This window comes from Amycolatopsis sp. NPDC049252 (assembly GCF_043197175.1).
In the GTDB taxonomy this organism is placed as follows: domain Bacteria; phylum Actinomycetota; class Actinomycetes; order Mycobacteriales; family Pseudonocardiaceae; genus Amycolatopsis.
Genome location: NZ_JBICSQ010000040.1, coordinates 21478 through 46865 on the forward strand (window position 1 = coordinate 21478; position 25388 = coordinate 46865).

Consider the following 25388-nt stretch of genomic DNA (forward strand, 5'->3'; position numbering starts at 1 on the left):
GGCCGGGGTCAGTGGCGGCCCGAGGCGAGGCGGTACGCGCCCACCGTCAGTTCCGCGCACGTGTGCCACGTGAAGTTCGCCGCGTGGGCGCGTCTGGCCGAGGACGTCGCCACCCCGTGCGGGTCGGTCACCGCGACGCGCAGGGCCTCCGCCAGGCCGTCCACGTCGCCGTACGGGACCAGGCTCGCGCAGTCGCCCGCCACCTCGCGCAGGGCCGGGATGTCCGTGCACACCACCGGGACGTCCGAGGCCATCGCCTCCAGCACCGGCAGGCCGAAACCCTCGTCGCGTGAGGGCAGCACCAGGGCCGACGCGCCCGCGACCACCGTGCGCAGGTCCACATCGGACAGATAGCCGGTCTGGCGCGTGCGGGACGTCCGGGGGAACGGGCCCGGGCCGGCGAACACCAGGTCCGGCAGGTCCGGGGCGGCGTCGTGCGCGCGGACCAGCCAGTCGAGGCCCTTGCGCGGACCCGCGGCCCCGGCGAACAGCAGGTACTTCCCGGGTAGCCCCAGGCGCGCGCGGCGCTCGTCGTCCGGCGGGCGCGCGGTGAACCACGCCGGGTTGACGCCCAGCGGGGTCACGACGATCTTGTCGCGGTCGACGTCCAGCCGGGTCGCCACCGCGTCGGCCACCGCGGCGGTCGGGGTGCAGATGACGTCCGCCCGGTGGGCGCCGCGGCGCACCAGTTCCGGCAGGTCGCGGTCGCTCGGGGCGAGCTCGGCGGGATTGTCCAAAAAGGCCAGGTCGTGGATCGTGACGACACCCGCCGCGCGGAACCGGCCCGGCAGCACGAAGTTCGTGCCGTGCACGACGTCGGTCGAGCCGGCGAACAGCTCCACCGGCGGGAAGTCCGAGCGCAGCCACGTCATCCGCAGCAGCCGCGCCGCCACCGGCATCCCGCGGGCCCGCACGCCGTGCGGCAGCACGTGCCGGAGCCGCCGCCAGCCGCGCAGCGTGAACGCCACCGCGCGGGTGTCCACCTCGGGGTTCGACGCGAGTTCCTCGCTCAGCGCGGCGGTGTACCGGCCGATTCCGGTGCGCGCGCCGAGCAACGGCGTGCCGTCGAGGAGAACGCGAAGCGGTTTAGCCACGGCGCAACCGTTGCTTCGCGACCTTGACGACCCGGCCGCCGACGCGTCGCGCCAGCTCGGACGGCCCGCCGTCGGCGAGGTATTCGCGGATCAGGTCCGTGTCGCGGCGCAGCATCGCCCGGCCGCGCACCGGCGGCGTCGTCACCAGGTCCGCCGACCCCGGCAGCCGGTCGGCCGCCGGGCGCGGGTCGCGGCAGAACTCCACCAGCGGTTTGAGCGCCTCCGGCCAGGCGAACCGCTGCGCGACGACGGCGATCCGCTCGACGCAGCCGGCGGCGAACTCCTCGTCGTACAAGGACTTCTCGAGCGCGTCGGCCAGTGCGCCGGCGTCTTCGGCCGGGACGACGACCCCGAGCTTCTCGGTGCGCACCAGATCGGCGAACGCGTCACCGTCGGTCGTGACGATCGGCAGCCCGGCCCACAGGTAGTCGAGCACCCGGGTGCGGAACGCGAACGTCGTCTCGACGTGCTCGTAGTGTGTGGTGACCCCGCAGTTCGCGTCGAGCAGCCAGTTCTGGCGCTCGCCGTAGGGCACCCACTGCTCGTTGAAGTAGACATGCTTGTCCGTCAGCCCCAGCGCGTCCGCCAGCCGGATCGTCCGGGCGCCGATGTCCATCTCGGCGACCTCGGGGTTCGGGTGCTTCATCCCGAGGAACACCAGGCGGACGTCCCCGCGGCGGCGGCGCAGCTCGTCGATCGCGCGCACCAGCGTCAGCGGGTCGAACCAGCTGTACACCCCGCCGGCCCAGAGCACGACGTGGTCGGTGCCGCCGATGCCCAGCGAGGACCGCAGGCCGGGCCCGGTCCGGGCAGGCGGCTGCGGCGACAGTCCGAAGGGGACGACCGCGAGCAGCGACTGCGTGGTCGGGTCGGCGTCGTAGAGCCGCGGCGAGAGCCGGCCGAGCGCGGCCAGGTGGCCGAGCCAGAAGTGCCGCTGCCGCTCCGACGCGCAGAGGAAGAAGTCACCGCGTTCGAGCTGGGCGTCGAGGACCTTCGTGACGCCGGCCAGGTCCGCCGCGCGCTTGTCGTCCGCGACGCCCTTGCCCTGCTCCAGCAGCTCGAGGTGCATCGGGTCGTACAGGTCGGCGACGACGATCTTGCCGCTGTGCTCCTTCTTCAGCGACGGCGCCAGTTCGAGCACGTGCCCCTGCAGGACGACGATGTCGGCCCAGGCGATCGGTGCTTCCAGCTCGTGGCGCTTCCCGGCGCCGACCCGGAACGGCGCGGGTGGCGGCGTGGCCAGCGGGTTCGTCGTGACGAGCTGGACGTCGTGCTCGGCGGACAGCGCCAGCGCGATGTTCCAGGCGCGGATCGCCGGGCCGGCCATCCGCTCGGTGAGCGCGTCGCCGGTGATCACGAGGATCTTGCGGCGCTGCCCGAACGCCTTCTCGATGCCGAACGCCTCGACGAGGATGTCGTGCGCGGCGAGGTAGCGCGGCAGCGGGTACGCGGGCTCCAAAGCCTTGCGCAGCAACGGAAGCAGGTCGGCGTCGGTGCGCACGCGGGCGGCCTGCTCGACCGCCCGGGCCTGGCCCAGCGACGGCAGCTGCTCGACGAACTGGTCGATCGCGAGGAGCCCGGCGAGCGTGGTCCGCGGGATCGCGACGTCGCCCGATTCGATCGGGCCGACACCCTGCTCCAGGTCCAGCTGGGTCGCGTCCAGCTCACCGCGGGCGGTGGCCCGGCGGACGGCCAGCGCGAGCGCCGCGGGCAGCGCGCGGGCGAGCGTCTCGTCGGAGAGGTTCTTGTACAGCGAGGCCAGGGCGTTGCGCTCCAGCAGGAAGGTCTCGCGGCCGGTCTCCGGTGCGTCGACCGCGCCCATCGTGCCGTGGTGGCGGTGGTAGGTCAGCGACTCCGGCACGTACCGGACGCGCCAGCCGCGCAGGTTGAGCCGCCAGCCGAGGTCGACGTCCTCGTAGAACATGAAGAACCGCTCGTCGAAGCCGCCGAGCTCGGCGAACACGCCCGCGCGGACGAACAGCGCCGAGCCGGTGCCGAACAGGACGTCCTTCGCGACCTCGTGCTCGGCAGCCGGGACGTCGGCCAGCGGGCTGCCCGCGTGGCGCTTGTAGCCCATGCCGAACCAGGTCAGGCCGCCGTCGACGAAGTCGGTGCCGGTGCCGTCCCAGTCGAGGACCTTGCTGGCCACCGCGGCGACCCGCGGCTGCGCGCGCAGCTCGGCGACGGCGGCGGACACCCAGCCGGGCGCCGGGCGCGCGTCGTTGTTGAGGAAGGCGACGACCGTGCCCTTGGCGTGGCGGGCGCCGAGGTTGCAGCCGCCGGCGAACCCGGTGTTGCGCCCGGCCTCGATCACCCGCGCGCCGGGGACGGCCTCGCGGATGCGCGCGGCGTCGGCGCTGCCCGGGGTGTTCTCGACGCAGATCAGCTCGAGTTCGGGGTAGTCGTGCTCGGCCAGCGCGCGCAGGCAGGTGATCGTGTCGTCGGCGCCGTGGTAGTTCACCAGGATCACCGAGACGAGCGGTTGCTGTTCCCCCTGCGCCAAAGCCAGCTCCTTCGTCGGATTGGGCTCAGCTTAAAGGCCGGCCCATGCCTCCCAGACCGCGCCTCGGCCCAGCGCCGCGCGGCGGCCGATCCGCCGCCGGGCCAGCAGCGTCGCCGGCAACCGCGCGCCGACCTCGGCGAGGACGCGGCAGCGCAGGCCGAACCGGAAGTTCGCCGCGGCCGGGCGGCCCGGCCGCAGCGGCAGCACCGCTGTCAACACGGCGAAGCGGACCAGCTGGTTCAGCGCGACCTGGCGAGGGGCGCAGCGCAGCAGCGTGAGCAGGCGGTTGCGCTCGTTCCAGCGGTGGAACGGCACCGAACCGGGCTTGCTGCTGACGCCGTGGGCGTGCCGGACCCGGGCGTCCGGCACCGCGACGACGTCCCACCCGGCCAGCCGCAGCCGCCACGCCGTGTCGGTGTCCTCGTAATAACAGAAGAACCCGGCCGGGACGCCGCCGACGGCGCGCAGGGCCTCGACGCGCAGCAGCGCCGCCCCACCGCAGAAGCCGAAGACCTCACCCGCGGGCTCGGTGAGGTCGGCGCCGTGACCGTCGGCGGTCAGCCGCACCCCGGCCGACTGCACCGGGCCGCCGGGCAGCACGAGCAGCGACGTCGCCGCGGCCGCCAGTGGTGACTTCTCGAGCGTGTCTTCGAGGGTTTCCAGCCAGCCGGGCTCGGGTTCGGCGTCGTCGTTGAGCCACGCCATCAGCGGCGTCTCGAGTTCTTTGACCGCGACGGCGAGCGCGCCCGCGTAGCCGGTGTTGCGGGGGAGACGGAGGACCCGCGGCTGGCTCGGGTGCGCCGCGAGCAGCTCGGCGGTGCCGTCGTCCGAGGCGTTGTCCACCACGAGCGTCCGATGTGGACGCGTCTGCGCGGCGAGCGCGTCGAGGCAGGCGGCGACGTGCCCGGCACCCCGCCAGGTCACGACTACCACCGTGGTGGCGGGATTCGGCGTCACGTCCCGCACAATAGCCGCGTGCCCGAACTGGTCGTGCTCGCCGAGCAGCTCCTCGCGCCCGTGCCCGGTGGCACCGGGCGCTACACGGCCGAGCTGCTGCCCGCGCTCGCGAAGACCGCGCCACCGGGCTGGACGGTGTCCAGCGTCGTCGCGCGGCACGCCGACGTCGGCGCGGCCGAGCTCGACGGCGTCGAGGGCCCGCGCGTGCTGCGGCTCCCGCCGCGGGCGCTGATCGGCGTCTGGCAGCTGGGGATTCCCTGGTGGCCGGGCGGCGACGCGGTGCACGCGCCGACGCCGTTCGCGCCGCCGCGCGCCCCGGCCGGGCGGACGCTGAGCGTGACCGTGCACGACACCGTGCCCTGGACCCACCCCGAGACGCTCACCGCGCGCGGGGTCAGCTGGCACCGGTCGATGATCGCGCGGGCCGCGCGCCGCGCGTCCGGGCTGGTCGTGCCGACCCGCGCGGTCGCCGACGAGCTGGCGGTGCTGGTCGACGTCGACGTCCCGGTGCGCGTGATCCCGCACGGCGTGCGCGTGCCCCGGGGTTCGGCCGAGGTCGACCTGCCCGCGCGGTACGTGCTGGCGGTGGGCACGATCGAGCCGCGCAAGGGCATCGACGTGCTGGTCGACGCCGTCGCCGCGCTGGACGACACGGTGCTGGTGCTCGCCGGGCAGCCGGGCTGGGGTGACGTCGACCCGGCCGCGCTGGCCGCCGAGCGCGGGCTGCCGCCCGGCCGGCTGCGGGTGCTCGGGAAGGTGCCGGACGCCGAGCTGGCGACCGTGCTGCGGCGGGCGAGCGTGCTGGCCGTGCCGAGCCTCGCCGAGGGCTTCGGGCTGGGGCTGCTGGAGGCGATGGCGGCCGGCGTCCCGGTGGTGCACACCGACGTCCCGGCGCTGGTCGAGGTGGCGGGCGGCGCGGGCATCACGGTGCCGCGCGGGGACGCCGCCGCGTTGACGAAAGCGCTGCGTGAAGTGCTCGGGTCACCCGAGCGGGCGGCGGAGCTCACCCGGTCGGGACGCGAGCGGGCCAAGGCGTTCACCTGGCGTCGCGCCGCGGAAGCCGTTTGGGCGATCCACCGGCGAGCACGTGACTGACGGGTTTGCCAGTTCCCCACCATGACGCAGCGTCGCCGCCGTACCCTACGGGGGTGAGCGATGATCCCCGGGTCCTGATCGACGCGACCGCGGTCCCCGCGGACCGCGGCGGGGTCGGCCGCTACGTGGACTCGCTCGTCGCCGCGCTGGACGCGGACGGGGCGCGCATCACCGTCGTCTGCCAGCCGCGGGACCTGCAGCTTTACGATCGGCTGGCGCCGGGGTCACGCATCGTGCCCGCCTCGCCGTCGACGACCACCCGCACCGCGCGGCTGACCTGGGAGCAGGCGACCCTGCCACGGCTGGTCCGCCGCCTCGGCGCGGACGTCGTCCACTCGCCCCACTACACGATGCCGCTGGCGACGTCGGCCGCGTCGGTCGTCACGCTGCACGACGCGACGTTCTTCACCGACGCCGTCCTGCACTCGTCGGTGAAGGCCCGCTTCTTCCGCGCATGGACGGCGACAGCCCTGCGGCGCGCGACGGTGTGCGTGGTCCCGTCGGCGGCGACGGCCGCGGAACTGGCCCGCGTCAGCCCGGTGCGGCACGCGTCGGTGGAGGTCATCCACCACGGCGTCGACACCGAACGGTTCCACCCGCCGTCCCCGGCGGAGGTCGCGGCCGCCCGCGCGGCCGTCGGCCTGGGGCGGACGCCTTATGTGGCGTTTCTCGGGGCGCTGGAGCCGCGCAAGAACGTCCCGGCGCTGATCCGCGGCTTCGCCCGCGCGGTCGCCGGGCGGGCTGATGCCCCGGCGCTGGTCCTGGCGGGCCAACCGGGCTGGGACACGCAGGTGGAGCGCGCGCTGGACGCCGTCCCGCACCGCCTGCGCGTGATCCGGGCGGGCTACCTGCCGTTCGGCACGCTGGCGGGCTTCCTGGGCGGGGCTTCGCTGGTGGCGTACCCGTCGCTGGGCGAGGGTTTCGGCCTCCCGGTCCTGGAGGCGATGGCGTGCGGCGCGTGTGTGCTGACCACGCGCAGGCTGTCGTTGCCGGAGGTGGGCGGCGACGCGGTGGCGTACTGCGGAGTGGGAGCGGGCGACGTCGCGGCGGCGATCGCGGAGCTGCTGGCCGACCCGGGCCGCCGGTTCGAGCTGGCCACGGCGGCGCAGCAGCGGGCCAAGGAGTTCTCGTGGGCGACGACCGCGGAGCGGCACCGGGAGGCGTACGCCAAGGCCTGGTCCCGCCACCTCCGCACCCGCTGACTTCTTCCACCGTGCTCCTGGCCCGGGGCACCCGCTTCACGCTCGGTGACGCGTGGACAATGGCCGGGTGACTGAGGACTCCCGCTATGGCGATGACGTCGGCGTCGTGACCGTGACCTACTTCTCCGAGGACACCATCGAGCGGTTCCTCGACACCCTCGAGAAGGCCACCGAGCGCGAGGTCAAGGTGGTCGTCGCGGACAACGCCTCCGTCGAAGGTGCTCTCGAGGAGATCACGCGGCGGCGGGCGAACGCGCAGCTGCTCAGCATCGGGGACAACGTCGGTTACGGGACCGCCGCGAACCGCGGGGTCGCCGAGCTCGACGACCGGTACGGCTGGGTCGTCGTCGTCAACCCCGACCTCGAATGGGAGCCCGGCTCGCTCGACGCGCTGCTCGACGCCGCCCAGCGGTGGCCGCGCGGGGGTGCGTTCGGGCCGCTGATCCACGACGTCGGCGGCACCGTCTACCCGTCGGCGCGGCTGCTGCCCTCCTTCGGCCGCGGCATCGGGCACGCGGCGTTCGCCAAGGTCTGGCCGGGCAACCCGTGGACCAGGCAGTACCGGCAGGAGACCGGCACGCCGGTCGAGCGCGTCGCGGGCTGGCTGTCCGGCTCGTGCCAGCTGTTCCGCCGGGAGGCGTTCGACTCCGTCAGCGGCTTCGACACGCGCTACTTCATGTACTTCGAGGACGTCGACCTCGGCGACAGGCTGGCGAAGGCGGGCTGGCAGAACGTCTACGTGCCGTCTTCGAGCGTGACTCACGAAGGCGGGCACTCGACGTCGCAGGCGTCGGAGAAAATGCTGAAGGCGCACCACGACAGCGCCTACCGCTACCTCGCCGACCGCCACCGGAGCCTCGTCTGGAAGCCGGTCCTGGCCGCCGTGAAGCTCGGTCTCAAGCTCCGGTTGAAGCTCGAGACCCGTTAGATCCCGTCGAGCCGGCGCGAGAGGTCGGACTTGCCGTTGTTCTGCGTCACCGTCGGCACCAGGCCGGTGTCCTCCGGATCAGGCTCCTTCAGCGGGCTCGTGATCGGCTCGGCCTGGGGCCGGCGGGCCAGCGGCGTCGTCACCGGGGTCTTCATCGGCGTCGTCGGCGACGGCGTGCTCAGCGGTGCGGTCACCTGCTGGCGACGCCCGCCCGAGCCGCTGGCGATGCCCGAGGCGCCGGAGACCTCCAGCCGCCGGGTCGGCGACTTGCCGGCCAGCGGGTGGTCGTTCTCCTCGATCAGCGACGCCGGCAGCTGCGTGGTCGTGTCGGGGTCCTGGCTTCTGTCGAGGCCGTCGATGGCGGCACGCGGTATCTGCTGCGTGTTCGAGGCGTCCATCGGCGAAATGGCACTGTCCGGTGTCACCACGAACACACCACGCGCCTGGGCTCGTGCGAGCAGGGCGTCCGCCCGATCGCGGGGGTCCATCCCCTCGGCCTCCCGACTGACCCGGGGCCCTCTGGGGAAAGGCCCGCCTGTTTCCTGTCTAGGGTAGGCCCTCCGGGCGACCTCCGTCAGGGTTTCCCGCGGCTTGTCGCTCAGCGGTGCGTGATACAAGAGGAGATTTCCGTGACGTCCGAGGTCGAGATCGACGCCGTCGTGCTGGTCGGGGGCAAGGGCACGCGGTTGCGCCCGCTCACCCTTTCGGCGCCGAAGCCGATGCTCCCGACAGCCGGGACGCCCTACCTGAGCCACCTCTTCTCGCGCATCCGCGAGGCCGGGATCAGGCACGTCGTGCTCGGTACGAGCTACCGTGCGGAGGTGTTCGAGGAGTACTTCGGCGACGGCAAGGCGATCGGGCTGGAGCTCGAGTACGTCGTCGAGGAGGAGCCGCTGGACACCGCGGGCGCCATCCGGAACGTCTACGACAAGCTGCGTGCCGACAACGTGATCGTCTTCAACGGCGACATCATCTCCGGCGCGGACCTCGGCGAGCAGCTGCGGGTGCACCACGACTCCGGCGCCGACGTCACGCTGCACCTGCAGCGCGTCCCGGACCCGAGCCGGTTCGGGTCGGTGCCCACCGACGAAACCGGCCGGGTGCAGGCGTTTCTCGAGAAGACGCCGAACCCGCCGACCGACCAGATCAACGCCGGGTGCTACGTCTTCCGCCGCTCGGTGATCGAGTCGATCCCGACCGGGCGCCGCGTCTCGGTGGAGCGCGAGACGTTCCCCGGACTCCTCGAAAAAGGCGCGCACATCCAGGGATTCGTCGACGCTTCCTACTGGCTGGACGTCGGCACGCCCGAGGCGTTCGTGCGCGGCTCGGCCGACCTGGTCCGGGGCATCGCGCCGAGCTCGGCGCTGCCGGGCCGCGCGGGCGAGTTCCTCGTGCTGGACGGCGCTTCCGTGGCCGAGGACGCCGAGCTGTCCGGTGGTTCGACCATCGGCGTCGCCGCCGTCGTCGGCTCGGGCGCGAAGATCGACGGCTCGGTCCTGTTCGACGGAGCGGCCGTCTCCGAGGGCGCGATCGTCGAGAACTCGGTGCTGGGGCACGGCGCGCGCGTCGGCGCCGGCGCGGTGCTGCGCGGCGTGGTGCTGGGTGACGGCGCGTCCGTCGGCGCCGGGTGCGAGCTGCTCGACGGCGCCCGGATCTGGCCCGACACCGTGCTGCCCGACGGTTCCGTCCGCTTCTCGAGCGACGCGTAGCCGTGTTCTGGCGTCCCGCGTTCGAGGTCGACCTGGGCCGGGTCCTGGGGCCGCTGACGCGCGGGCGCGGGTCGCTCAACATCTTCACCGACGAGCGCGGCATCACCTGGCTGGCGTCGAACACACCCGACGGCCCCGGGACGCTCGCCCTGCGCAAGCTCACCGACGGCCGGATCGAGGCCGCGGCCTGGGGTGCGGGCAAGGACCGGCTGCTCACCGGCGTTCCGGCGCTGCTCGGTGCGAACGACGACGACTCCGGGTTCGTCGCGCACCACGACGTTGTCGCGCGGGCGCGGCGGGAGAACCCCGGCCTGCGGCTGGGTTCGACCGGTGTGGTCTGGGACTGGCTGGTGCTGGCCGTGCTGGAGCAGAAGGTGACCGGCAAGGAGGCGATCCGGTCGTGGGCCGAGCTGTGCCGCCGGTTCGGCGCGCGGGCGCCTGGGCCGGCGCCGGAACGCCTGCGCGTGCCGCCGACGCCGGTGGCGCTGCGGTCGCTTCCGGACTGGCACTGGCACGGTGCGGGCGTCGACATCAAACGCCGGACGACCCTGATCAACGCCGCCCGCGTCGCCCACCAGCTGGAACGCGCGGTCGAGCTGGGCGGGCGCGAGGGCCGGATGCTGCTGCGGCACGTGCCCGGCATCGGCGTCTGGACGGCCGCGGAGATCGCCCAGCGCGCCTGGGGCGACCCGGACGCGGTGAGTTTCGGGGACTACAACATCCCGTCGATGGTGGGCAGCGCGCTGCTGGGCACGAAGCTCGACGACGAGGGAATGGCGGAGCTGCTGGTGCCGTACGCGCCGCAACGGCAGCGGGCGGTCCGCTACCTGGAGGCGGCGGGCCACAAGCGGCCGCGCTTCGGCCCCCGCATCGAACTGCGCGACTACCGCGCCATGTGAGGCCCGTAAGCAGTGAAGGCCACATCAGAGTGCCTCGATGTGGCCTTCACTGCTTTGGGCTACTGCTGCGGGGGATAGCCGCCTTGCTGAGGTGGGTAACCGGGCTGCTGCTGGCCGGGGTAGCCCTGCTGGGGCGGGTAACCGGGCTGTTGCGGGGGATAGCCGGGCTGTTGCGGGGGATAGCCGGGCTGCTGTTGCGGGTAACCCTGGTAGTTCTGCTGGGGCGGGTAGCCCGGCTGCTGCTGCGGGTATCCCGGGTACTGCTGCGGGTAAGGCGGCTGCGTCGGCTTGGCCGCCTTGATCACGAGGACCACGACGGCCACCAGGCCACCGAGCACCACCAGCACGATCAGCAACATGATCAGGCTCACGTCAGCTCTTCCCCTCGTCGAGCGCGGCGCGGACGATCGACAGCGCTTCGGTGCCGTTCAGTCCCAGTTTCCGGGTGAGTTCAGCGTACTCGGCGGCCGCCTGCTGGGCCCGGCGGCGCGTCTGGTCGCCGGAAGCGCCGACGAAGCTGCCCGCGCGCCCACGGGTCTCGATCAGCCCGGCCTCTTCCAGTTCGCGGTAGGCCCGCGCGACGGTGTTCGGCGCCACGCCGAGGTCGACGGCCAGCTGACGCACCGTGGGCAGCTTCGTGCCGACGGCCAGCGAGCGGTCGTTGATCCGCGCCGCGAGCCCGGAGCGGACCTGCTCGAACGGCGGCACCGGGGACGAGCTGTCGAAGGGGACGATCGGCTTCACCAGCTCTGCGGCCCCGCTCCCGGTCCGGGCGGCGGCTGCGGCGGGTAGTAGCCCTGCGGCGGCGGCACCGGCGCGAAGCCCGGCTGCTGCTGCGGGAATCCCTGCGACGGCGGGGGTGTGGAGCCGGCCTGCTGCTGCGGGAAACCTTGCGACGGCGGGGAAGCGGGACCGCCTTGCTGCTGCGGGAAACCTTGCGACGGCGGGGAAGCGGGACCGCCTTGCTGCTGCGGGAAACCTTGCGACGGCGAGGAAGTGGAACCGGCCTGTGGTAATCCCTGCGACGACTGCGGAGTGGAGCCCGCCTGAGGAAACCCTTGCGACGACTGCGATCCCGGCGCGAAACCCGGCTGCGGGAACCCCTGCGAGCCGGGCTGCTGCTGCGGGAACCCCTGCGAGGATGCGGGAGCGAAGGCCTCTTGCTGCGGGAACCCCTGCGAGCCGGGCTGCTGCTGCGGGAACCCCTGCGAGGATGCGGGAGCGAAGGCCTCTTGCTGCGGGAACCCCGGTGAAGGCGGCGGAGCGAAGCCACCCTGCGGCGGGAAACCCTGCTGCGGCGGGAAGTTCGCGCCCGGGAACTGCCCGCCGTTGCGCATCGCCTCTTCGCGGCGCATCTTCGACACCCGCACCGCCACCACGATCACGAACACGATGACCGCGAGGATCAGCAGGCCCACGACGATGTAGCCGAACACCCCGCCGCCGCTGCCGCCGCCGGAATGGAAATGCACCCGCTCGGGGAACTGCGTAGCCATGTGATCCTCCCTCTCCGGAGCCCAGGCTAGTGCCCGGCACCGACAGGAACGGCCGCTTTCACCAGATCGGCGAGATCTTCGGAGCCGGCCGGGAGCGCGTCCACCGGCCACCACCGCAGGTCGTCGGACTCGCTGCTCCGCACCGGGGACGCCCCCGGCGGCGCGTACACGGCGTACCGGACGTCGAAGTGCCGTGTCGGCAGGCCGAGCGAGCAGGTGATCGGGTGGACGTCCAGGTGCACCGGTGCATCCCCGATCCGCAGGCCGGACATGCCGGACTCCTCGGTGGCCTCGCGCAGCGCGGCCCCGGCCAGTGACACGTCCGACGGCTCGCAGTGGCCGCCGAGCTGCAGCCACCGGCCGACCCGCGGGTGCAGCGTGAGCAGCACCCGCGTGCCGGTGTGGTCCAGCAGCACCGCCGACGCCGTGAGGTGCCCGGCTTCGCACGAGCGGCGGCAGGAATCCTCCCGCGCGGCGAGGAACCCGAGGAACGCCTGGCGCAGTGACTCCTGGGAAGCGAGAGCGGGCCGCCACGAACCCAGCGTCGTGACGGCGTCCGCGTGCAGGCTCACAGCTCCAGCAACCCGTCACCCGGCGCGGCCGAGACCCGCGGCTCCGGCTCGGTGAGCGGGACGCCGATCGCGACCGAGCCCAGCGGCTGCCAGCGCTCGTCCAGGCCGAGGACGTCGCGGACGATGTCGGCGGCGAAGATCGTCGACCCGATCCAGCACGAGCCGAGGCCTTCAGCCGCCAGCGCGACCAGCAGGCCCTGCACCGCGGCGCCGCCGGCGACGGTGAACATCGTCTTCTCGCAGTCGTTGCGGCGGGCGTCGGGGTAGGTGTGCGCGCCGTCCGGCACCAGGAACGGGATGACGATTTCCGGGGCCCGGTAAAGGATGTCGCCGCGGCTGAGCCGTTTCGCGACCTGCTCCGGGGTGAATGCGTCGCCGTTGAGGTCGGCCTGCCACGATTCGCGCATCGCGTCGAGCAGTTCCTTGCGCTTCGCGCCATCGCGCAGCCAGACGAACCGCACCGGGTGCGTGTGGTGCGGCGCGGGCGCGGTGAGCGCCGAGCCGACGGCCCGCCGCATCGAGACGGGCGAGACCGGGACGTCGCTGAACTGCCGCACCGACCGCCGCACCGGCACGGCCTCCCGGCGGCCCTGCGCGATCGCTTCGTTGGTGCCCAGCCGGAAGAGGTCCTCTTCGAGCGGCCGGATCAGCGAGCGTGCGTTCGAACCGTCGTCCTCCAGGGCAAGCCCGCGGACGACGGCGACCGGCGTCCCGCCCAGCTTGCCCTTGACCAGGTCGGCGGCCGAGGCCAGCTCGTCGGCGATCGCGACCTCGGTGACGGCCAGTTCGTTGCCCTGGCCGTCGATCGTGCCGCGGTAGGCGTGCAGCACGCGCAGCCCGGACGCGCCGATCGCGTTGTCGGTCTGCCCGACCCGCCAGGCGCGGCCCATGGTGTCGGTGACGACCACGGCGACCTCCACGCCGAGCCGTTCCCGCAGGCCGTTGCGCAGGGCCAGCGCCGAGGCGTCCGGGTCGGCCGGCAGCAGCGCGACCTCGTCACCGGCCACATTGGACGCGTCGATGCCGGACGCCGCCTGGACGATGCCCAGCGGGTTCTCGGTGATCACCGTGCGCGCGATCCGCGCGACGATCCGCACGGCCTCCTGCTCGACGAGCTTGCGGCGCGCGGCGTCCCGGGCCTCCGGGTCGGTGGGCACGCGGACGAGCCTGCCCTCGGCCTTCGAGACGATCTTGCTGGTCACGACCACGACGTCACCCGAGCGCAGCCACGGCGCGGCGGTGACGATCGCGCCGGTCAGGTCGTCGCCGGGGCGGAACTCCGGCAGCCCGGTGACGGGCAGGATCTCCAGCTTGGCGGAGGCGTGGTCAGCGGTGTCAGTCAACGGGGGCTCCAGCGAGTTCGAGCGCCGCGCGGGCCATCGCCGCGGTCGCGTCCACATCGGACATCAGCAGCGGCACGTCGCGGACGGTCACGCCCGGCACGTCGGCCGTCTCGCCCTCGGCGATCAGCCAGCCGTCGAGCACACCGTCGTCCTTGCGCGAGCCGTAGTGCCGGCCCACCGCCTCGGCCGACGTCTCGACGCCGATCGCGGTCAGGCACGCGTCGGCCATCCCGCGCAGCGCCTTCCCGCCGATGATGGGGGACACGCCGACCACGGGGGCCTTGCCGCTGCGCAGCGCGTCCCGGATCCCCGGCACACCCAGCGTGGTGCCGACCGACACCACCGGGTTCGACGGCGCGAACAGCACCGCGTCGGCGCCGGCGATCGCGTCGAGCACGCCCGGCGCGGGCTTGGCCTCGTCGTTGCCGACCGCGACGATCGAGTGCGCCTTCGGCTCGGCGCGGTAGCGCACCCACCACTCCTGGAAGTGGACGGCCTTCTGCTGGCCGTCCTGCTCCGGGTCGTCGATGACGACGTGCGTCTCGACGCGGTCGTCGGACATCGGCAGCAGCCGGACGCCGGGCTGCCAGCGGTCGCACAGGGCCTCGGTCACCGCGGACAGCGGGTAGCCCGCGCGCAGCATCCGGGACCGGATCAGGTGGGTGGCGATGTCCTTGTCGCCGAGCCCGAACCAGTCAGGGTCGGCGCCGTAGGCCGCCAGCTCCTCCTTGACCACCCAGGTCTCACCCGAGTGCCCCCAGCCGCGTTCGGAGTCGATCCCGCCGCCCAGGGTGTACATGCAGGTGTCCAGGTCAGGGCAGATCCGCAGCCCGTGCATCCAGACGTCGTCGCCGGTGTTGACCAGCGCCGTCACCTCGTGCGGCGACTCGCTCGCCCCCTCCGGCGCCATGCCCAGTGCTGCCTTGACTCCCAGCAGGAAACGGGCCCCGCCCACTCCGCCGACCATCACCACGATCTTCACGACGTCGAATCTTCCTCTCCCGCGCTGTGCGAGCCGGGTGCGGGCACCCAGTAGCGGTATCGGTGGTGCGGGGCGTACCCCAGCCCCGAGTAGAGCGCGAGCGCGCCCTCGTTGCCTTCCGCGACCTGCAACACCGCGCGGCCGGCCCCGTGTTCCACGCCCCACGTGCCCAGCGCGCCCATCAGGGCGGACGCGAGCCCGCGGCGCCGGAAGTCCGGCGCGACCTCGAGCCGGCCGACGTGCAGCCAGTCGTCGACCAGCGCGCCGCGGACGACCCCCGCGGTGGCACCGCCGAGCGTCGCGACGCCGTAGCCGACCTTCCCGCCGGTCAGGACCCGCCGCGCGGCGGGGGAGTCCTCGCCGGGCCCGAGCGTCCGCCCCCACCAGGCGTCCGACGGCTCGTCGGACACCGTGACGCCGTCGGCGGCGGGCGCGGCGGCCAGCGGCGCGGTGAGCACGACGACCTCGTGCCCGCGGCGGTGGCGAGTCGCCTGGACCCAGCCTTCGGCGACGATCGCGCGCTCGTTCGGGCTGTCGCGGAGCACCTGCACCATCGGCTGGATCCCCCGATCGTGGGCGAAGTCACACACCGCCCGCAGCGCCTCGGGGACCGGCCTCCCGGCGTCGCCGACGGCGAGCGCGCTGTTCGCGCGGCCGGTGAAGCCGTCGGCCCAGCGCAGGACCCAGTCGCCCAGTGGCTCCTCGGCCGGCGGCGGCCAAGCCCGGCTGCAGCGGATCTCGAGCATTTCGGCAGCGTTCACGGCTAGATTGTCCCTGAGGCGGCGAACCGATTTCCGAAGGAGGCCGGTGCGATGGGCGTCCAGCGCAAGGACGAACGGCACAAGGAAGAGCTGGTGGACGACATCTCCGAGGGCTTCAACCGTGCTGTCGGGGCGAAGCCGGACGAAGAGGGCGCGCCCGCCAAGCCCAAGTTCGTGATCACCGGCGACGCCCGCGCCGTCCCGCCCAAGCGACGTCGCGACCGTTGATCCCCGCCATACCCCGAGTATGGCTAAGGGTTGCCTCACCATCCCGACCGGTGCCCGTGCCGCGTAATGTCGGCGGCGACTGGCTGTTGGCAGAGAAAAGCAGGAGTGCGCAGTGACCTACGTGATCGCCGAGCCCTGCGTCGACGTGCTCGACAAGGCGTGTATCGACGAGTGCCCCGTGGACTGCATCTACGAGGGCGAGCGGATGCTGTACATCCACCCGGACGAGTGCGTCGACTGCGGCGCCTGTGAACCGGTCTGCCCGGTCGAAGCGATCTATTACGAGGACGACGTCCCGGACACCTGGTCGGACTACACCAAGGCCAACGTCGACTTCTTCGACGAGCTGGGCTCGCCGGGCGGCGCGTCGAAGGTCGGCAAGACGGCCCACGACCCGGGCTTCATCAAGGCGCTGCCCCCTCAGGGCGAATGAGCCGCGTAGCGCTGCCCGACTTCCCCTGGGATTCGCTCGCCGAGGTCAAGGCCACGGCCCAGGCGCATCCCGGTGGGGTGGTCGACCTCTCCATCGGCACGCCCGTCGACCCGGTCCCGGCCGGCATCCGCGACGCGCTGGCGTCGGTCTCGGAGATCCCCGGGTACCCGACGACCCACGGCATCCCGGCCCTGCGCGCGGCCGCCATCGCCGCGCTCGGCCGGCGGCACGGCGTCACCGGCATCGAGCCGGACGCCGTGCTGCCGACCATCGGGTCCAAGGAGGCCGTCGCCTGGCTGCCGCGGCTGCTCGGGTTCGGCGAGGGTGACGTCGTGGTCATCCCGGAGCTGGCCTACCCGACCTACGAGGTCGGGGCGCTGCTCGCGGGCGCGTCGATCCTGCGGTCCGACGGCCTGACGGCCTTGGGCCCGCAGAAACCGGCGATGATCTGGATCAACTCGCCGTCCAACCCGACCGGCAAGGTGCTGCCCGTCGAGCACCTGCGCAAGGTCGTCGAGTGGGCGCGCGAGCGTGGCGTCGTCGTGGTCTCCGACGAGTGCTACCTGGCGCTCGGCTGGGAGACCGATCCGCTGTCGGTGCTGCACCCGGACGTTTCCGGCGGCAGCACCGAGGGCCTGATCGCGGTGCACTCGCTGTCGAAGTCGGCGAACCTGGCCAGCTACCGCGCCGGGTTCCTGACCGGCGACCCGCGCCTGATCGCCCAGCTGCTGGAGATCCGCAAGCACGCGGGCATGATCGTGCCGCGCCCGGTCCAGGAGGCCATGGTCGCCGCCCTGACCGACGACGAGGCGCTGATGGCTCAGCGCGAGCGTTACGCCCGCCGCCGGCTCGCGCTGCGGAAGGCGTTGCAGGACAACGGGTTCCGCATCGACCACTCCGAAGCCGGCCTGTACCTCTGGTCCACCCGTGACGAAGACGCCCACCGGACGGTGGCGTGGCTCGCCGACCGCGGCATCCTGGTCGCCCCGGGCACGTTCTACGGCCCCACGGGCGGCCGGCACGTCCGCATCGCGCTGACCGCGACGGACGAGCGCATCGACGCGGCCGTGGAGCGCCTGAGCGCCTAGTAGTCCCGGCCGGTGAAACCCCGGTAGACGAACCGGGTGAGCGCCTCGACCGCCTCTTCGTCGGTCGGCGGCGTCCAGTGCGCCGGTTCCGGGTCGAGCAGCCACATCTGCGCGAAGTTGTCGACGAGCTGGTACATCATCACGATCGACAGGTCCGTGCTCGCCGGCAGCCGCATCCCGGCCGCGGTGACCCGGTCGAGGTGCCCGGCGAGGTCGGCCGCCTGGGACGCGCCGAAGCCGGCCAGCGTCCGGGCGAAGTCGTCGTTCACCATCGCCGCCTGGTTCAGCGCGCGCATCGTCGCCGCGTGCTTCTTGTAGAACTCCCAGTACTGCGTGACGTGCCAGCGCACCGCCGCCGGGTCGCTGAAGTCCGACAGGTGGTCCTCGCCGGCCGCGTTCTCGTCGCCTTCGGCGCCCAGGTCGGCCAGAAGGGCTTCGAGCAGCTCTTCCTTGCTGGCGAAGTGGTTGTAGAACGACCCCGCCGCGCGCCCGGCCTCGGCCGTGATGTCCGTGATCTTGGTGTTCAGGTAGCCCTTCCGCGCGAACACGCGCCGAGCGGCGGCCTTCAGCGCGACCTCGGTCTCGGCGGCCTTCTCCCTGCGGTTCACCCGGCACCTCCTTGACGCAGGACGCTAGCAGTGCCATTCTGAATCCAGATTCACTGAATTTCAATTCACTGGGAGGACGACATGGACACCACGGTGCTGATCGCGGGGGCGGGCCCGACCGGGCTGACACTGGGCATCGAACTGGCGCGGCGCGACGTCGCCGTGCGGATCATCGACAAGGCCGAGACGTACTTCGTGGGCTCGCGCGGCGACGGCATGCAGCCGCGCACGCTGGAGGTCTTCGAGGACCTCGGGGTGCTCGACGCGGTGCTCGCCGCGGGAGCCGCCCCGGTGCCGATGAAGATCCACCTCGGCGGTGAGGTGGTCGGCGAGCGGACGATCTTCGACCCGGTCGAGCCGACACCGTCGAAGCCGTACCCGACCGGCTGGTTCCTCGGCCAGTCGCAGACCGAGGGCATCCTGCGCGACCGGCTGGCCGAGTTCGGCGTGCGCGTCGAACTGGCGACCGCGCTGACCGGCTTCGAGCAGGACGGCGAGGGCGTCACGGCCACGCTGAGCACGGGGGAGACCGTCCGCGCGGCGTACCTGGTCGGCGCCGACGGCGGCAAGAGCTTCGTGCGGAAAGCGCTCGGGATCGCGTTCGAGGGCACCACGGACGAGTCGATCCGGATGCTGCTCGGCGACGTCCGGGCCGAGGGCCTCGACCGCGACTACGGCCACTGGTTCGCGGCGCCGGAGAACCCGATGAGCGGCATGATGTTCAGCCCGCTGCCGGGCACCCCGCACTTTCAGTTCGGCTCACCGCTGGGTGACGGCGACGTGGACGTCGAGACGGCGCTGCCGGCGGTCCAGGCCCGGCTCGACGCGCTGAGCGGTGGCGGCGTCGTGCTGTCCGACCTGGCGTGGTCGACGGTCTGGCGGCCGAACGTCCGCTTGGCGGCCCGGTTCCGCGAGGGCCGGGTGTTCCTGGCCGGCGACGCGGCGCACGTCCACCCGCCGACCGGTGGGCAGGGCCTCAACACCGGCGTCCAGGACGGCTACAACCTGGGCTGGAAGCTCGCGGACGGCTCGCCCGAGCTGCTCGACAGCTACGAGGAGGAGCGCCGGACCGTCGCGGCCCGGGTCCTGGGCGTCTCGACGGGGCTGCTGCGGAAGTACCAGGACGGCGACGAGGACGCCCACAGGCGTGGTGAGGACACCCAGCAGCTGGACATCACCTATCGCGGCGGCCCGCTCTCACCGGCCGGCACGGGCGCGCTGCAACCGGGCGACCGCGCGCCGGACGCCCCGCTGACCGACGCCAACGGCAAGCGCGTCCGGCTGTTCGAGCTGTTCCGCGGCCCGCACGCGACGGAGCTGGTCTTCGGCGACGGCCCCGGGTCCGGCCAGCGCATCCTCCCGCAGGGGAGCGTCGCGACGGGCACGGACCTGGTCGACGACGGCGGCCACGCGTACGCGGCATACGAGGCCGAAGGCGGCCGCAAGGTCCTGATCCGCCCGGACGGTTACGTGTGGTCGATCTCCTGACGAAACCGCCCCCTTTTCGACCGCTCGCCCGGCCCGAAGACGTCACTTTCCTGGGGAAAGATGCGTCTCGGGGGCCCGAAGCCGCAGCTTTCCTGGGGAAAGTGACGGGGTCAGGCGTGCAGGGCCTTGGCGGCGGCGTGGACGGCTTCCCAGGAGGCCCGCCACGTCGCGCGGGCCTCGGCCCGGCGGGCCAGTTCGCGCTCGGCGATGCGACCGGTCTCGTGCCGGGCTGGTGGGGGAAGTCCGTTCGTGGGCAGATCGCGAGGGGGCGGGCGGCGGTCACGCTGCTCGGTCGCGAGTCGCGCTTGGTCGCTCTTCGGCGAGGCGTGACGGGGTCAGGCGTGCAGGGCCTTGGCGGCGGCGTCGACGGCTTCCCAGGAGGCTCGCCACGTCGCGCGGGCTTCGGCCCGGCGGGCCAGTTCGCGCTCGGCGATGCGGCCCGCGACGAAGCCGATCGCGCTGTCGCCGGTGTCCAGGACCGTGCGCATCCGCTCGGCCGCGAGCACCGCGTCCTGGTGGTCGCCCAGTACCGTCTGGAAGTCCTTCGTGGCCTTCAGCAGCTGCGTGATCCGCGCGGCCTGCTTCTTCTTCGCCGACGTCTGGGCCAGCTCGGCGGCGTAGCGCAGCTTCTTGCCGTGGATGCGCAGGGCGTGCAAGTCGTCGTCCGGCGGGTCGGCGGGCAGCGCGCGCACGGCCTTGGCGAGCTTGCGGTGCGGCTTGGCCAGCGCGGCGATCAGGTCACGCCGCGGAACGTCCACAAGGGACGGCGGCACCCGCGTGAGCAGGCTGACCTCGCGCAGCAGCGTCGAGTACCGGGCGCTGGACAGCGCCCGGGTCAGCCGCCGCTTCGCCGTGGCGCGCTCGGAGACGAACCGGGACACCAGCTGACGGCCGGCGGGCTGGTCACGGACCTCGAAGTCCGCGATGACCTCGCGCAGGTGCTCGATCAGGACGTCGTGGTCGCGCACCTCGCCGAGTGACTGGCCGAGCCAGCCCAGCTCGGCCCGCACCGGTTCGGCGCCGTCGCCGACCAGCTCACCCGAGAGCTTGAGCACGCTGCGCATCCGCCGCAGGGCGACGCGCATCTGGTGCAGGTCCTCGGGGTCGGCGCCGGAGCGCGTCCCGGGCTCGTGGGCGAGCAGCGCGCGGATCTCCCGGTCGAGCTTGGCGCGCACGTGGTGGCCCGCCGGATCGGCCGGTCCGGCTTCGATCGGCGCGTCCGGCAGCCCCAGCTCGGCCGGGGTGTGGGGCAACGATTCGGTGGTCACCACATGAATGGTAGGTGAACAAACCGAGCTGCGACGGTCTCAGTTGGCGTGCAGCATCGCGTTCAGCTCGACGCCGGAGCCCGCGCGCGCGACGACCTCGACCGCGCCGGTGCCGGAGTTGCGCCGGAAGACCGCGTTCGAGACGCCGTTGAGCTCGCGGGCCTTGACGACCTTGCCGTCCACGAGGACCTTCGTGCCCGCCGTGACGTACAGCCCGGCCTCGACGACGGTGTCGTCACCCAGCGAGATGCCGACGCCGCCGTTCGCGCCGATCAGGCAGCGCTCGCCCAGCGAGATCGTCTCCTTGCCGCCGCCGGAGAGCGTCCCCATGATCGACGCGCCGCCGCCGACGTCGGAGCCGTCGCCGACCACCACGCCGGCCGAGATCCGGCCCTCGACCATGGACGCGCCGAGCGTGCCGGCGTTGAAGTTGACGAAGCCCTCGTGCATCACGGTCGTGCCGCTCGCCAGGTGGGCGCCGAGGCGGACGCGGTCGGCGTCACCGATCCGGACGCCGGCCGGCATGACGTAGTCGACCATCCGCGGGAACTTGTCGACGCTGTAGACGGTCACCGGACCGCGCGCCCGCAGCCGCAGCCGGGTCGTCTCGAAGCCCTCGACCGGGCACGGGCCGTGGTTGGTCCACACGACGTTGGCCAGCAGGCCGAACATGCCGTCGAGGTTCTGGCCGTGCGGGCGGACCAGCCGGTGGGAGAGCAGGTGCAGCCGCAGGTACATGTCGTGCGTGTCGGCCGGCGCGTCGGCCAGCTTGCCGATCGTCGTGCGGACGGCGACGACCTCGACCCCGCGGTCGGTGTCCGGGCCCAGCAGGCCCGCGGCGGCCTCGCCGAGCAGCTCGGTGGCCTCTTCCGCGCTGAGCCGCTCGGTGCCGGCGGTGCCGCCTCCGGTCAGCTTGGGCTGCGGGAACCAGGTGTCGAGGACCGTCCCGTCGGTAGCGACGGTGGCCAGCCCGACGCCGGTGGCGCCGGTCGTTTCGGGGTTCGGGGTCTGCTCGCTCACGGCCCCAACCGTAGTGGAGTGACCTGGGTCAACCCGCCGTGGGCCGGGCGTCGACCTGCTTCTTCAGCCCGCCGAGGGCCGCGGCGATGTCGACGAGCGCCTGCGTGCAGGCCCCGCCCGGGTTCGCGACCGTGGTGCAGCCCGCGCCGCGGAACGCCCCGATGGCCCGCTCGAGCCCGGCCGCCTCGGTGACCAGCTGCGGGTCCTTGTCGCCCGCGCGCTTGCGGGCCGAACCGGGGACACTGCCGAGTTCGGTGACGTACTTCTCGCAGCCCTTCGGCAGCTGCCGCTGCGGGCTCGCGAAGCACTGGTCGGCGGTCAGCGCGTCCAGCTTCGTCGGGAGCGCGTCCGGCCCGGGTTCGCCACCCTGCTTGGGCGTCGGTCCGGCCTCGGTACCGCAGCCGGACAGGAGCAGGACCAGCAACGCGCCGCCCACGGCGACCGGGAACCTAACCACGCACCCACGGTAGCCCTGCCGGTAGCGTGCCGGTCATGAGCCTCGACCTGCACGCCGACCCTGTCGACCTCACGGCCGCCCTGGTGGATGTCTTCAGCGTCTCGGGCAGCGAAGCCGAGCTCGCGACGCTGGTCCAGGAGGCGTTGCTGAAGCAGGCGCCGCACCTCGAGGTCGTCCGCAACGGTGACGCCGTCCTTGCGCGGACCAACCTCGGCCGCGGATCGCGGGTCGTGCTCGCCGGGCACCTCGACACCGTGCCGGAGAACGGCAACCGGCCGTCGCGGCGTGAAGGCACCGGCGACGACGAGACCCTGCACGGCCTCGGCACGGTCGACATGAAGAGCGGCGACGCGGTGTTCCTGCACCTCGCCGCGACCCTGCCGGAGCCGAAGCACGATATCACGTTCGTCTTCTACGACAACGAAGAGATCGAAGCGGTCAAGAACGGCCTCGGCCGGATCGAGCGCGAGCTGCCGGAGTGGCTGGCCGGCGAGCTGGCGATCGTCGGCGAGCCGTCGAACGGCGTCATCGAGGCCGGCTGCCAGGGCACCATGCGCGTCGAGCTCCGGTTTGCCGGCACGCGCGCGCACACCGCGCGGGCCTGGATGGGCGAGAACGCGATCCACGCACTGGCCGGCCCGCTGCGGCGGCTGGCGGAGTACGAGCCGCGGGTCGTCGACATCGACGGCTTGACCTACCGGGAGGGCCTGCAGGCGACGTCGGTCAGCGGTGGGGTGGCCGGCAACGTCGTCCCGGACGCGGCGGTCCTGACGGTCAACCACCGCTTCGCCCCGGACCGCGACCCGGCGGCGGCGGAGCAGCACCTGCGCGAGGTCTTCGACGGCTACGAACTGTCCGTTGTGGACCTTTCGCCGGGCGCCCTGCCGGGCCTCTCGGCTCCGGCAGCGGCGGAACTGGTGGCCGCGGCGGGCGGCCGGGCGGCGGCGAAGCTGGGCTGGACGGACGTGGCGCGCTTCGCGGCCCTGGGCATGCCGGCGGTGAACTTCGGCCCCGGCGACCCGACGCTGGCGCACACGCAGCAGGAGAACGTCCGCACGGCGGAGATCCGCCAGGTGGCGGACGTGCTCCGCAAGTTCCTGGGCTGAGTGTCGGGCGTCACACCCGAAGGCCCTGAACTGCGGTGAAGCTCTAGAGTCGCGCGAGCTCGCAACCATTCCCCGCTGCGAGCCGTATCCACTGGTGAAGCCGCATGCCGGGGAGGACCCATGCCGAAAACCGCCGCGAGACGGGCCGCGGCCGTCGCCGTGCTCGCCTTGGCGGTCGTCGGTGCCGTGACCGCCTGTGAGGGGCAGCCCGTCGCCGCGCCCGCGGCCGGGCCCGTGGTGCTGGCCATCGGGGACGCTACGTCCCTGCCGCCGCCGCCCGCCGAACAGCCGGTCCAGGCGCAGCAGCCGCCGACCCCGGCGCAGACCGTCCTGATCACCTTCCCCCAGACCGGGTCGGGGCAGTGGATGTTCACCCCGGGCAGCGACCAGGTGGCCGGGACCCAGGGCCGGCTCATGCGGTACCGGATCGCGCTGGAGACCGACATCGACGGCGTCGGGCCCGCCGAGTTCGCCAAGGACATCCGGACCATCCTCGGCGACCCGCGCGGCTGGACCGGCGGCGGCGAGTGGCGGCTGCAGCAGGTCGGCCCGGACGAGAGCGCCGACTTCACGATCTACCTGGCCACCCCGGCCAGCCGCGACAGGCTCTGCGGCGGCACCCCGGACGGTTACACGTCGTGCCGCAACGGCAGCAACGTCGTGCTCAACGTCGCCCGCTGGGCCAACGCCGTCCCGAACTACGGCGCGCCGCTCGCGTTGTACCGCCAGTACATGGTCACGCACGAGACCGGGCACCGGCTGGGCCAGGGCCACGAGCTGTGCCCCGGCGCGGGAAAGCCGGCGCCGGTGATGGAGCAGCAGACGCTCGGCCTGCACGGCTGCGTCCCGAACCCGTGGCCCTTCCCGGACGGCCGCTCCTACGCCGGCCCCTCGGGCGAGTACAACGACCCGATCCCGGCGGGCGACTCGTAAAGCCGTGAATGTCGCATTGAGGGACTCAGAGTCCCTCGATGCGACATTCACGGACCTACCGGCCCTGCAGGGACTTGACGTTGTTGCCGAACGTCCAGGCCTTCGAGCCGTCCCAGTTCAGCGACCAGGTCATCAGGCCCTTCAAGCCCGGGATCGCGCGCCACGCCTGGGAAACCAGGCTCGTCGACAGGTACCCGCCGCCCGCGCCCGGCTGAGCGGGCAGGCCCGGGACCTGCTTGTCGTACGGAACGCGGATCGTCGTGCCCTGGACGACCAGGCCCTGGTTCAGGCACTGCGTCTGGACCGTGAAGCCCTGCACCGTCCCGGCTTCGTACGAGTCGCCGGCGCAGCCGTACATCGAACCGTTGTAGTACTGCATGTTCAGCCACCACAGGCGGCCGTTGTCCGCGTACTTCTTGACGATCGGCAGGTACGCGCCCCAGATCGAGCCGTACGTGATGCTGCCGCCGGTCACGTAAGCGGTTTCCGGCGCCATCGTCAGCCCGAAGTTCGACGGCATCTGCGCGAGCACGCCGTCGATGATGCGGATCAGGTTCGACTGCGACGCCGAGAGCGTCTTGATGTTCCCGCTGCCGGTGAGGCCGGTCTCGATGTCGATGTCGATGCCGTCGAAGTTGTACTGCTTCAACAGAGGCACGATCGTCGCGACGAACTTGTCGGCCACGGCGGACGACGAGAGGTCGATCCCGGCGGCCGCACCGCCGATGGACATCAGGAGCGTCGAGCCGGCGGCCTTCGCCGCGCACATCTCGGCGGGCGTGGACACCTTGACCCCGGCGTCCATCCCGTTCTCCCACAGCACCGTGCCGTCGGAGCGGATCACCGGGAACGCGGCGTTGACGACGTTGTACCCGTGCTGCGCGATGCGGCTGTCGGTGATGGGCACCCAGCCCAGTCCGGGGTGGACGCCGTTCGCGGCGCCGTCCCAGTTCTCCCAATAGCCCTGCAGGACCTTGCCGGCGGGCCGGGACTTCACCGCGCACGTGTCGGCCTGCACCGCCCCCTGCGCGGGGGCCGGCACGAGCAGCGGGACAGCCAGCGCCGCCGCCAGAAGGGTTCCGAAAAAGCGGGCTCTCCGACCGGACATACCGGCTCCCATCTTCGGTGAAGCGAACGCGGCGTGTCCGTCCACGATAGGGAACGCGGGAAAGGGCTGACTACCTACGAACGGGTGGTCTAGACAACCGGGGCGCTCCG

At 72.8% G+C, this 25388-nt stretch carries 27 protein-coding genes; 11 read left to right on the plus strand and 16 right to left on the minus strand.

What is annotated here, in order from left to right; genetic code table 11:
• Positions 1 to 8 precede the first annotated feature (8 nt).
• From ACGFMK_RS31170 to ACGFMK_RS31180, 3 genes are read right to left on the minus strand one after another with little or no spacing between them, the layout of a single operon-like run.
• Complete coding sequence (locus tag ACGFMK_RS31170) at positions 9 to 1094, minus strand: glycosyltransferase family 4 protein (RefSeq protein WP_392770682.1); 1086 nt, start codon at positions 1092 to 1094, stop codon at positions 9 to 11.
• On the minus strand, positions 1087 to 3597 hold the full coding sequence (locus ACGFMK_RS31175; protein WP_392770684.1) for a glycosyltransferase: 2511 nt from the start codon (positions 3595 to 3597) through the stop codon (positions 1087 to 1089). Before ACGFMK_RS31175 ends, ACGFMK_RS31170 begins: the two co-directional genes overlap by 8 nt.
• Positions 3598 to 3627: 30 nt before the next feature.
• Entirely contained in the window at positions 3628 to 4563 is a 936-nt protein-coding gene (locus ACGFMK_RS31180; RefSeq protein ID WP_392770687.1) for a glycosyltransferase family 2 protein, read from the minus strand.
• Positions 4564 to 4572: 9 nt separating this feature from the next.
• Between ACGFMK_RS31180 and ACGFMK_RS31185 the strand changes: the two genes are divergently transcribed.
• The 3 genes from ACGFMK_RS31185 to ACGFMK_RS31195 all read left to right on the plus strand — a co-directional run bounded on the left by ACGFMK_RS31185 (position 4573) and on the right by ACGFMK_RS31195 (position 7779).
• Positions 4573 to 5649: a glycosyltransferase family 4 protein gene (locus tag ACGFMK_RS31185; protein ID WP_392770690.1), complete on the plus strand. Its 1077-nt coding sequence runs from the start codon at positions 4573 to 4575 to the stop codon at positions 5647 to 5649.
• 53 nt (positions 5650 to 5702) lie between these two features.
• Entirely contained in the window at positions 5703 to 6851 is a 1149-nt protein-coding gene (locus tag ACGFMK_RS31190) for a glycosyltransferase family 4 protein (protein ID WP_392770694.1), read from the plus strand.
• 67 nt (positions 6852 to 6918) lie between these two features.
• Positions 6919 to 7779, plus strand: a complete 861-nt coding sequence (locus tag ACGFMK_RS31195) for a glycosyltransferase family 2 protein (RefSeq protein ID WP_392770697.1) — start codon at positions 6919 to 6921, stop codon at positions 7777 to 7779.
• On the opposite strand, the gene ACGFMK_RS31200 is transcribed toward ACGFMK_RS31195, so the two are convergent.
• Complete coding sequence (locus ACGFMK_RS31200; protein ID WP_392770700.1) at positions 7776 to 8267, minus strand: hypothetical protein; 492 nt, start codon at positions 8265 to 8267, stop codon at positions 7776 to 7778. The genes ACGFMK_RS31195 and ACGFMK_RS31200 overlap by 4 nt on opposite strands.
• 141 nt (positions 8268 to 8408) lie before the next feature.
• Here ACGFMK_RS31200 and ACGFMK_RS31205 point away from each other — a divergent pair, with 141 nt between their 5' ends.
• Positions 8409 to 9488: a sugar phosphate nucleotidyltransferase gene (locus ACGFMK_RS31205; protein ID WP_392770702.1), complete on the plus strand. Its 1080-nt coding sequence runs from the start codon at positions 8409 to 8411 to the stop codon at positions 9486 to 9488.
• 2 nt (positions 9489 to 9490) lie between these two features.
• Complete coding sequence (locus ACGFMK_RS31210; RefSeq protein ID WP_392770705.1) at positions 9491 to 10387, plus strand: DNA-3-methyladenine glycosylase family protein; 897 nt, start codon at positions 9491 to 9493, stop codon at positions 10385 to 10387.
• A gap of 59 nt (positions 10388 to 10446) precedes the next feature.
• On the opposite strand, the gene ACGFMK_RS31215 is transcribed toward ACGFMK_RS31210, so the two are convergent.
• The 7 genes from ACGFMK_RS31215 to ACGFMK_RS31245 are packed head-to-tail and all read right to left on the minus strand — an operon-like array spanning position 10447 to position 15541.
• Complete coding sequence (locus ACGFMK_RS31215; protein ID WP_392770708.1) at positions 10447 to 10758, minus strand: hypothetical protein; 312 nt, start codon at positions 10756 to 10758, stop codon at positions 10447 to 10449.
• 1 nt (position 10759) lies between these two features.
• Positions 10760 to 11131, minus strand: a complete 372-nt coding sequence (locus tag ACGFMK_RS31220; RefSeq protein WP_392770711.1) for a GntR family transcriptional regulator — start codon at positions 11129 to 11131, stop codon at positions 10760 to 10762.
• Positions 11128 to 11883, minus strand: coding sequence for a hypothetical protein (locus ACGFMK_RS31225; RefSeq protein WP_392770714.1), 756 nt, complete (start codon positions 11881 to 11883; stop codon positions 11128 to 11130). Before ACGFMK_RS31225 ends, ACGFMK_RS31220 begins: the two co-directional genes overlap by 4 nt.
• A gap of 26 nt (positions 11884 to 11909) precedes the next feature.
• A complete protein-coding gene (locus tag ACGFMK_RS31230) occupies positions 11910 to 12455 on the minus strand; it encodes an NUDIX hydrolase (protein ID WP_392770717.1) in 546 nt (181 codons plus the stop codon).
• A complete protein-coding gene (locus ACGFMK_RS31235; RefSeq protein ID WP_392770720.1) occupies positions 12452 to 13798 on the minus strand; it encodes a coenzyme F420-0:L-glutamate ligase in 1347 nt (448 codons plus the stop codon). Before ACGFMK_RS31235 ends, ACGFMK_RS31230 begins: the two co-directional genes overlap by 4 nt.
• Complete coding sequence (gene cofD, locus ACGFMK_RS31240; protein ID WP_392770723.1) at positions 13791 to 14780, minus strand: 2-phospho-L-lactate transferase; 990 nt, start codon at positions 14778 to 14780, stop codon at positions 13791 to 13793. The genes ACGFMK_RS31235 and cofD overlap by 8 nt, the downstream gene beginning before the upstream one ends.
• Positions 14777 to 15541, minus strand: coding sequence for a GNAT family N-acetyltransferase (locus ACGFMK_RS31245; RefSeq protein WP_392770726.1), 765 nt, complete (start codon positions 15539 to 15541; stop codon positions 14777 to 14779). The genes cofD and ACGFMK_RS31245 overlap by 4 nt, the downstream gene beginning before the upstream one ends.
• A 51-nt stretch (positions 15542 to 15592) precedes the next feature.
• Here ACGFMK_RS31245 and ACGFMK_RS31250 point away from each other — a divergent pair, with 51 nt between their 5' ends.
• From ACGFMK_RS31250 to dapC, 3 genes are all read left to right on the plus strand, one after another.
• On the plus strand, positions 15593 to 15769 hold the full coding sequence (locus ACGFMK_RS31250) for a hypothetical protein (RefSeq protein ID WP_392770729.1): 177 nt from the start codon (positions 15593 to 15595) through the stop codon (positions 15767 to 15769).
• Positions 15770 to 15881: 112 nt separating this feature from the next.
• Positions 15882 to 16202, plus strand: coding sequence for a ferredoxin (gene fdxA, locus ACGFMK_RS31255; protein ID WP_323334609.1), 321 nt, complete (start codon positions 15882 to 15884; stop codon positions 16200 to 16202).
• Entirely contained in the window at positions 16199 to 17290 is a 1092-nt protein-coding gene (dapC, locus tag ACGFMK_RS31260) for a succinyldiaminopimelate transaminase (RefSeq protein ID WP_392770734.1), read from the plus strand. The genes fdxA and dapC overlap by 4 nt, the downstream gene beginning before the upstream one ends.
• Here the strand turns inward: dapC and ACGFMK_RS31265 are convergent.
• Positions 17287 to 17898, minus strand: coding sequence for a TetR/AcrR family transcriptional regulator (locus tag ACGFMK_RS31265; protein WP_392770737.1), 612 nt, complete (start codon positions 17896 to 17898; stop codon positions 17287 to 17289). The genes dapC and ACGFMK_RS31265 overlap by 4 nt on opposite strands.
• Before the next feature lie 81 nt (positions 17899 to 17979).
• On the opposite strand from ACGFMK_RS31265, the gene ACGFMK_RS31270 reads away from it, so the two are divergent.
• Entirely contained in the window at positions 17980 to 19386 is a 1407-nt protein-coding gene (locus ACGFMK_RS31270) for an FAD-dependent monooxygenase (RefSeq protein WP_392770740.1), read from the plus strand.
• Between the two features lie 335 nt (positions 19387 to 19721).
• Here the strand turns inward: ACGFMK_RS31270 and ACGFMK_RS31275 are convergent, their stop codons facing one another.
• From ACGFMK_RS31275 to ACGFMK_RS31285, 3 genes are read right to left on the minus strand one after another with little or no spacing between them, the layout of a single operon-like run.
• A complete protein-coding gene (locus tag ACGFMK_RS31275) occupies positions 19722 to 20654 on the minus strand; it encodes a CHAD domain-containing protein (RefSeq protein ID WP_392770742.1) in 933 nt (310 codons plus the stop codon).
• A 39-nt stretch (positions 20655 to 20693) separates the two neighbouring features.
• Positions 20694 to 21674, minus strand: a complete 981-nt coding sequence (gene dapD, locus ACGFMK_RS31280; protein ID WP_392770745.1) for a 2,3,4,5-tetrahydropyridine-2,6-dicarboxylate N-succinyltransferase — start codon at positions 21672 to 21674, stop codon at positions 20694 to 20696.
• A gap of 28 nt (positions 21675 to 21702) precedes the next feature.
• Positions 21703 to 22110, minus strand: coding sequence for a hypothetical protein (locus ACGFMK_RS31285; protein ID WP_392770821.1), 408 nt, complete (start codon positions 22108 to 22110; stop codon positions 21703 to 21705).
• 56 nt (positions 22111 to 22166) lie between these two features.
• Between ACGFMK_RS31285 and dapE the strand changes: the two genes are divergently transcribed.
• Positions 22167 to 23237 carry a succinyl-diaminopimelate desuccinylase gene (gene dapE / locus ACGFMK_RS31290; protein WP_392770748.1) on the plus strand — a complete coding sequence of 357 codons (1071 nt, stop codon included), beginning with the start codon at positions 22167 to 22169 and terminating at the stop codon, positions 23235 to 23237.
• A gap of 120 nt (positions 23238 to 23357) precedes the next feature.
• Positions 23358 to 24170 carry a DUF3152 domain-containing protein gene (locus tag ACGFMK_RS31295; RefSeq protein WP_392770751.1) on the plus strand — a complete coding sequence of 271 codons (813 nt, stop codon included), beginning with the start codon at positions 23358 to 23360 and terminating at the stop codon, positions 24168 to 24170.
• Between the two features lie 55 nt (positions 24171 to 24225).
• On the opposite strand, the gene ACGFMK_RS31300 is transcribed toward ACGFMK_RS31295, so the two are convergent.
• Complete coding sequence (locus tag ACGFMK_RS31300) at positions 24226 to 25278, minus strand: chitinase (RefSeq protein WP_392770754.1); 1053 nt, start codon at positions 25276 to 25278, stop codon at positions 24226 to 24228.
• Positions 25279 to 25388: the final 110 nt, after the last annotated feature.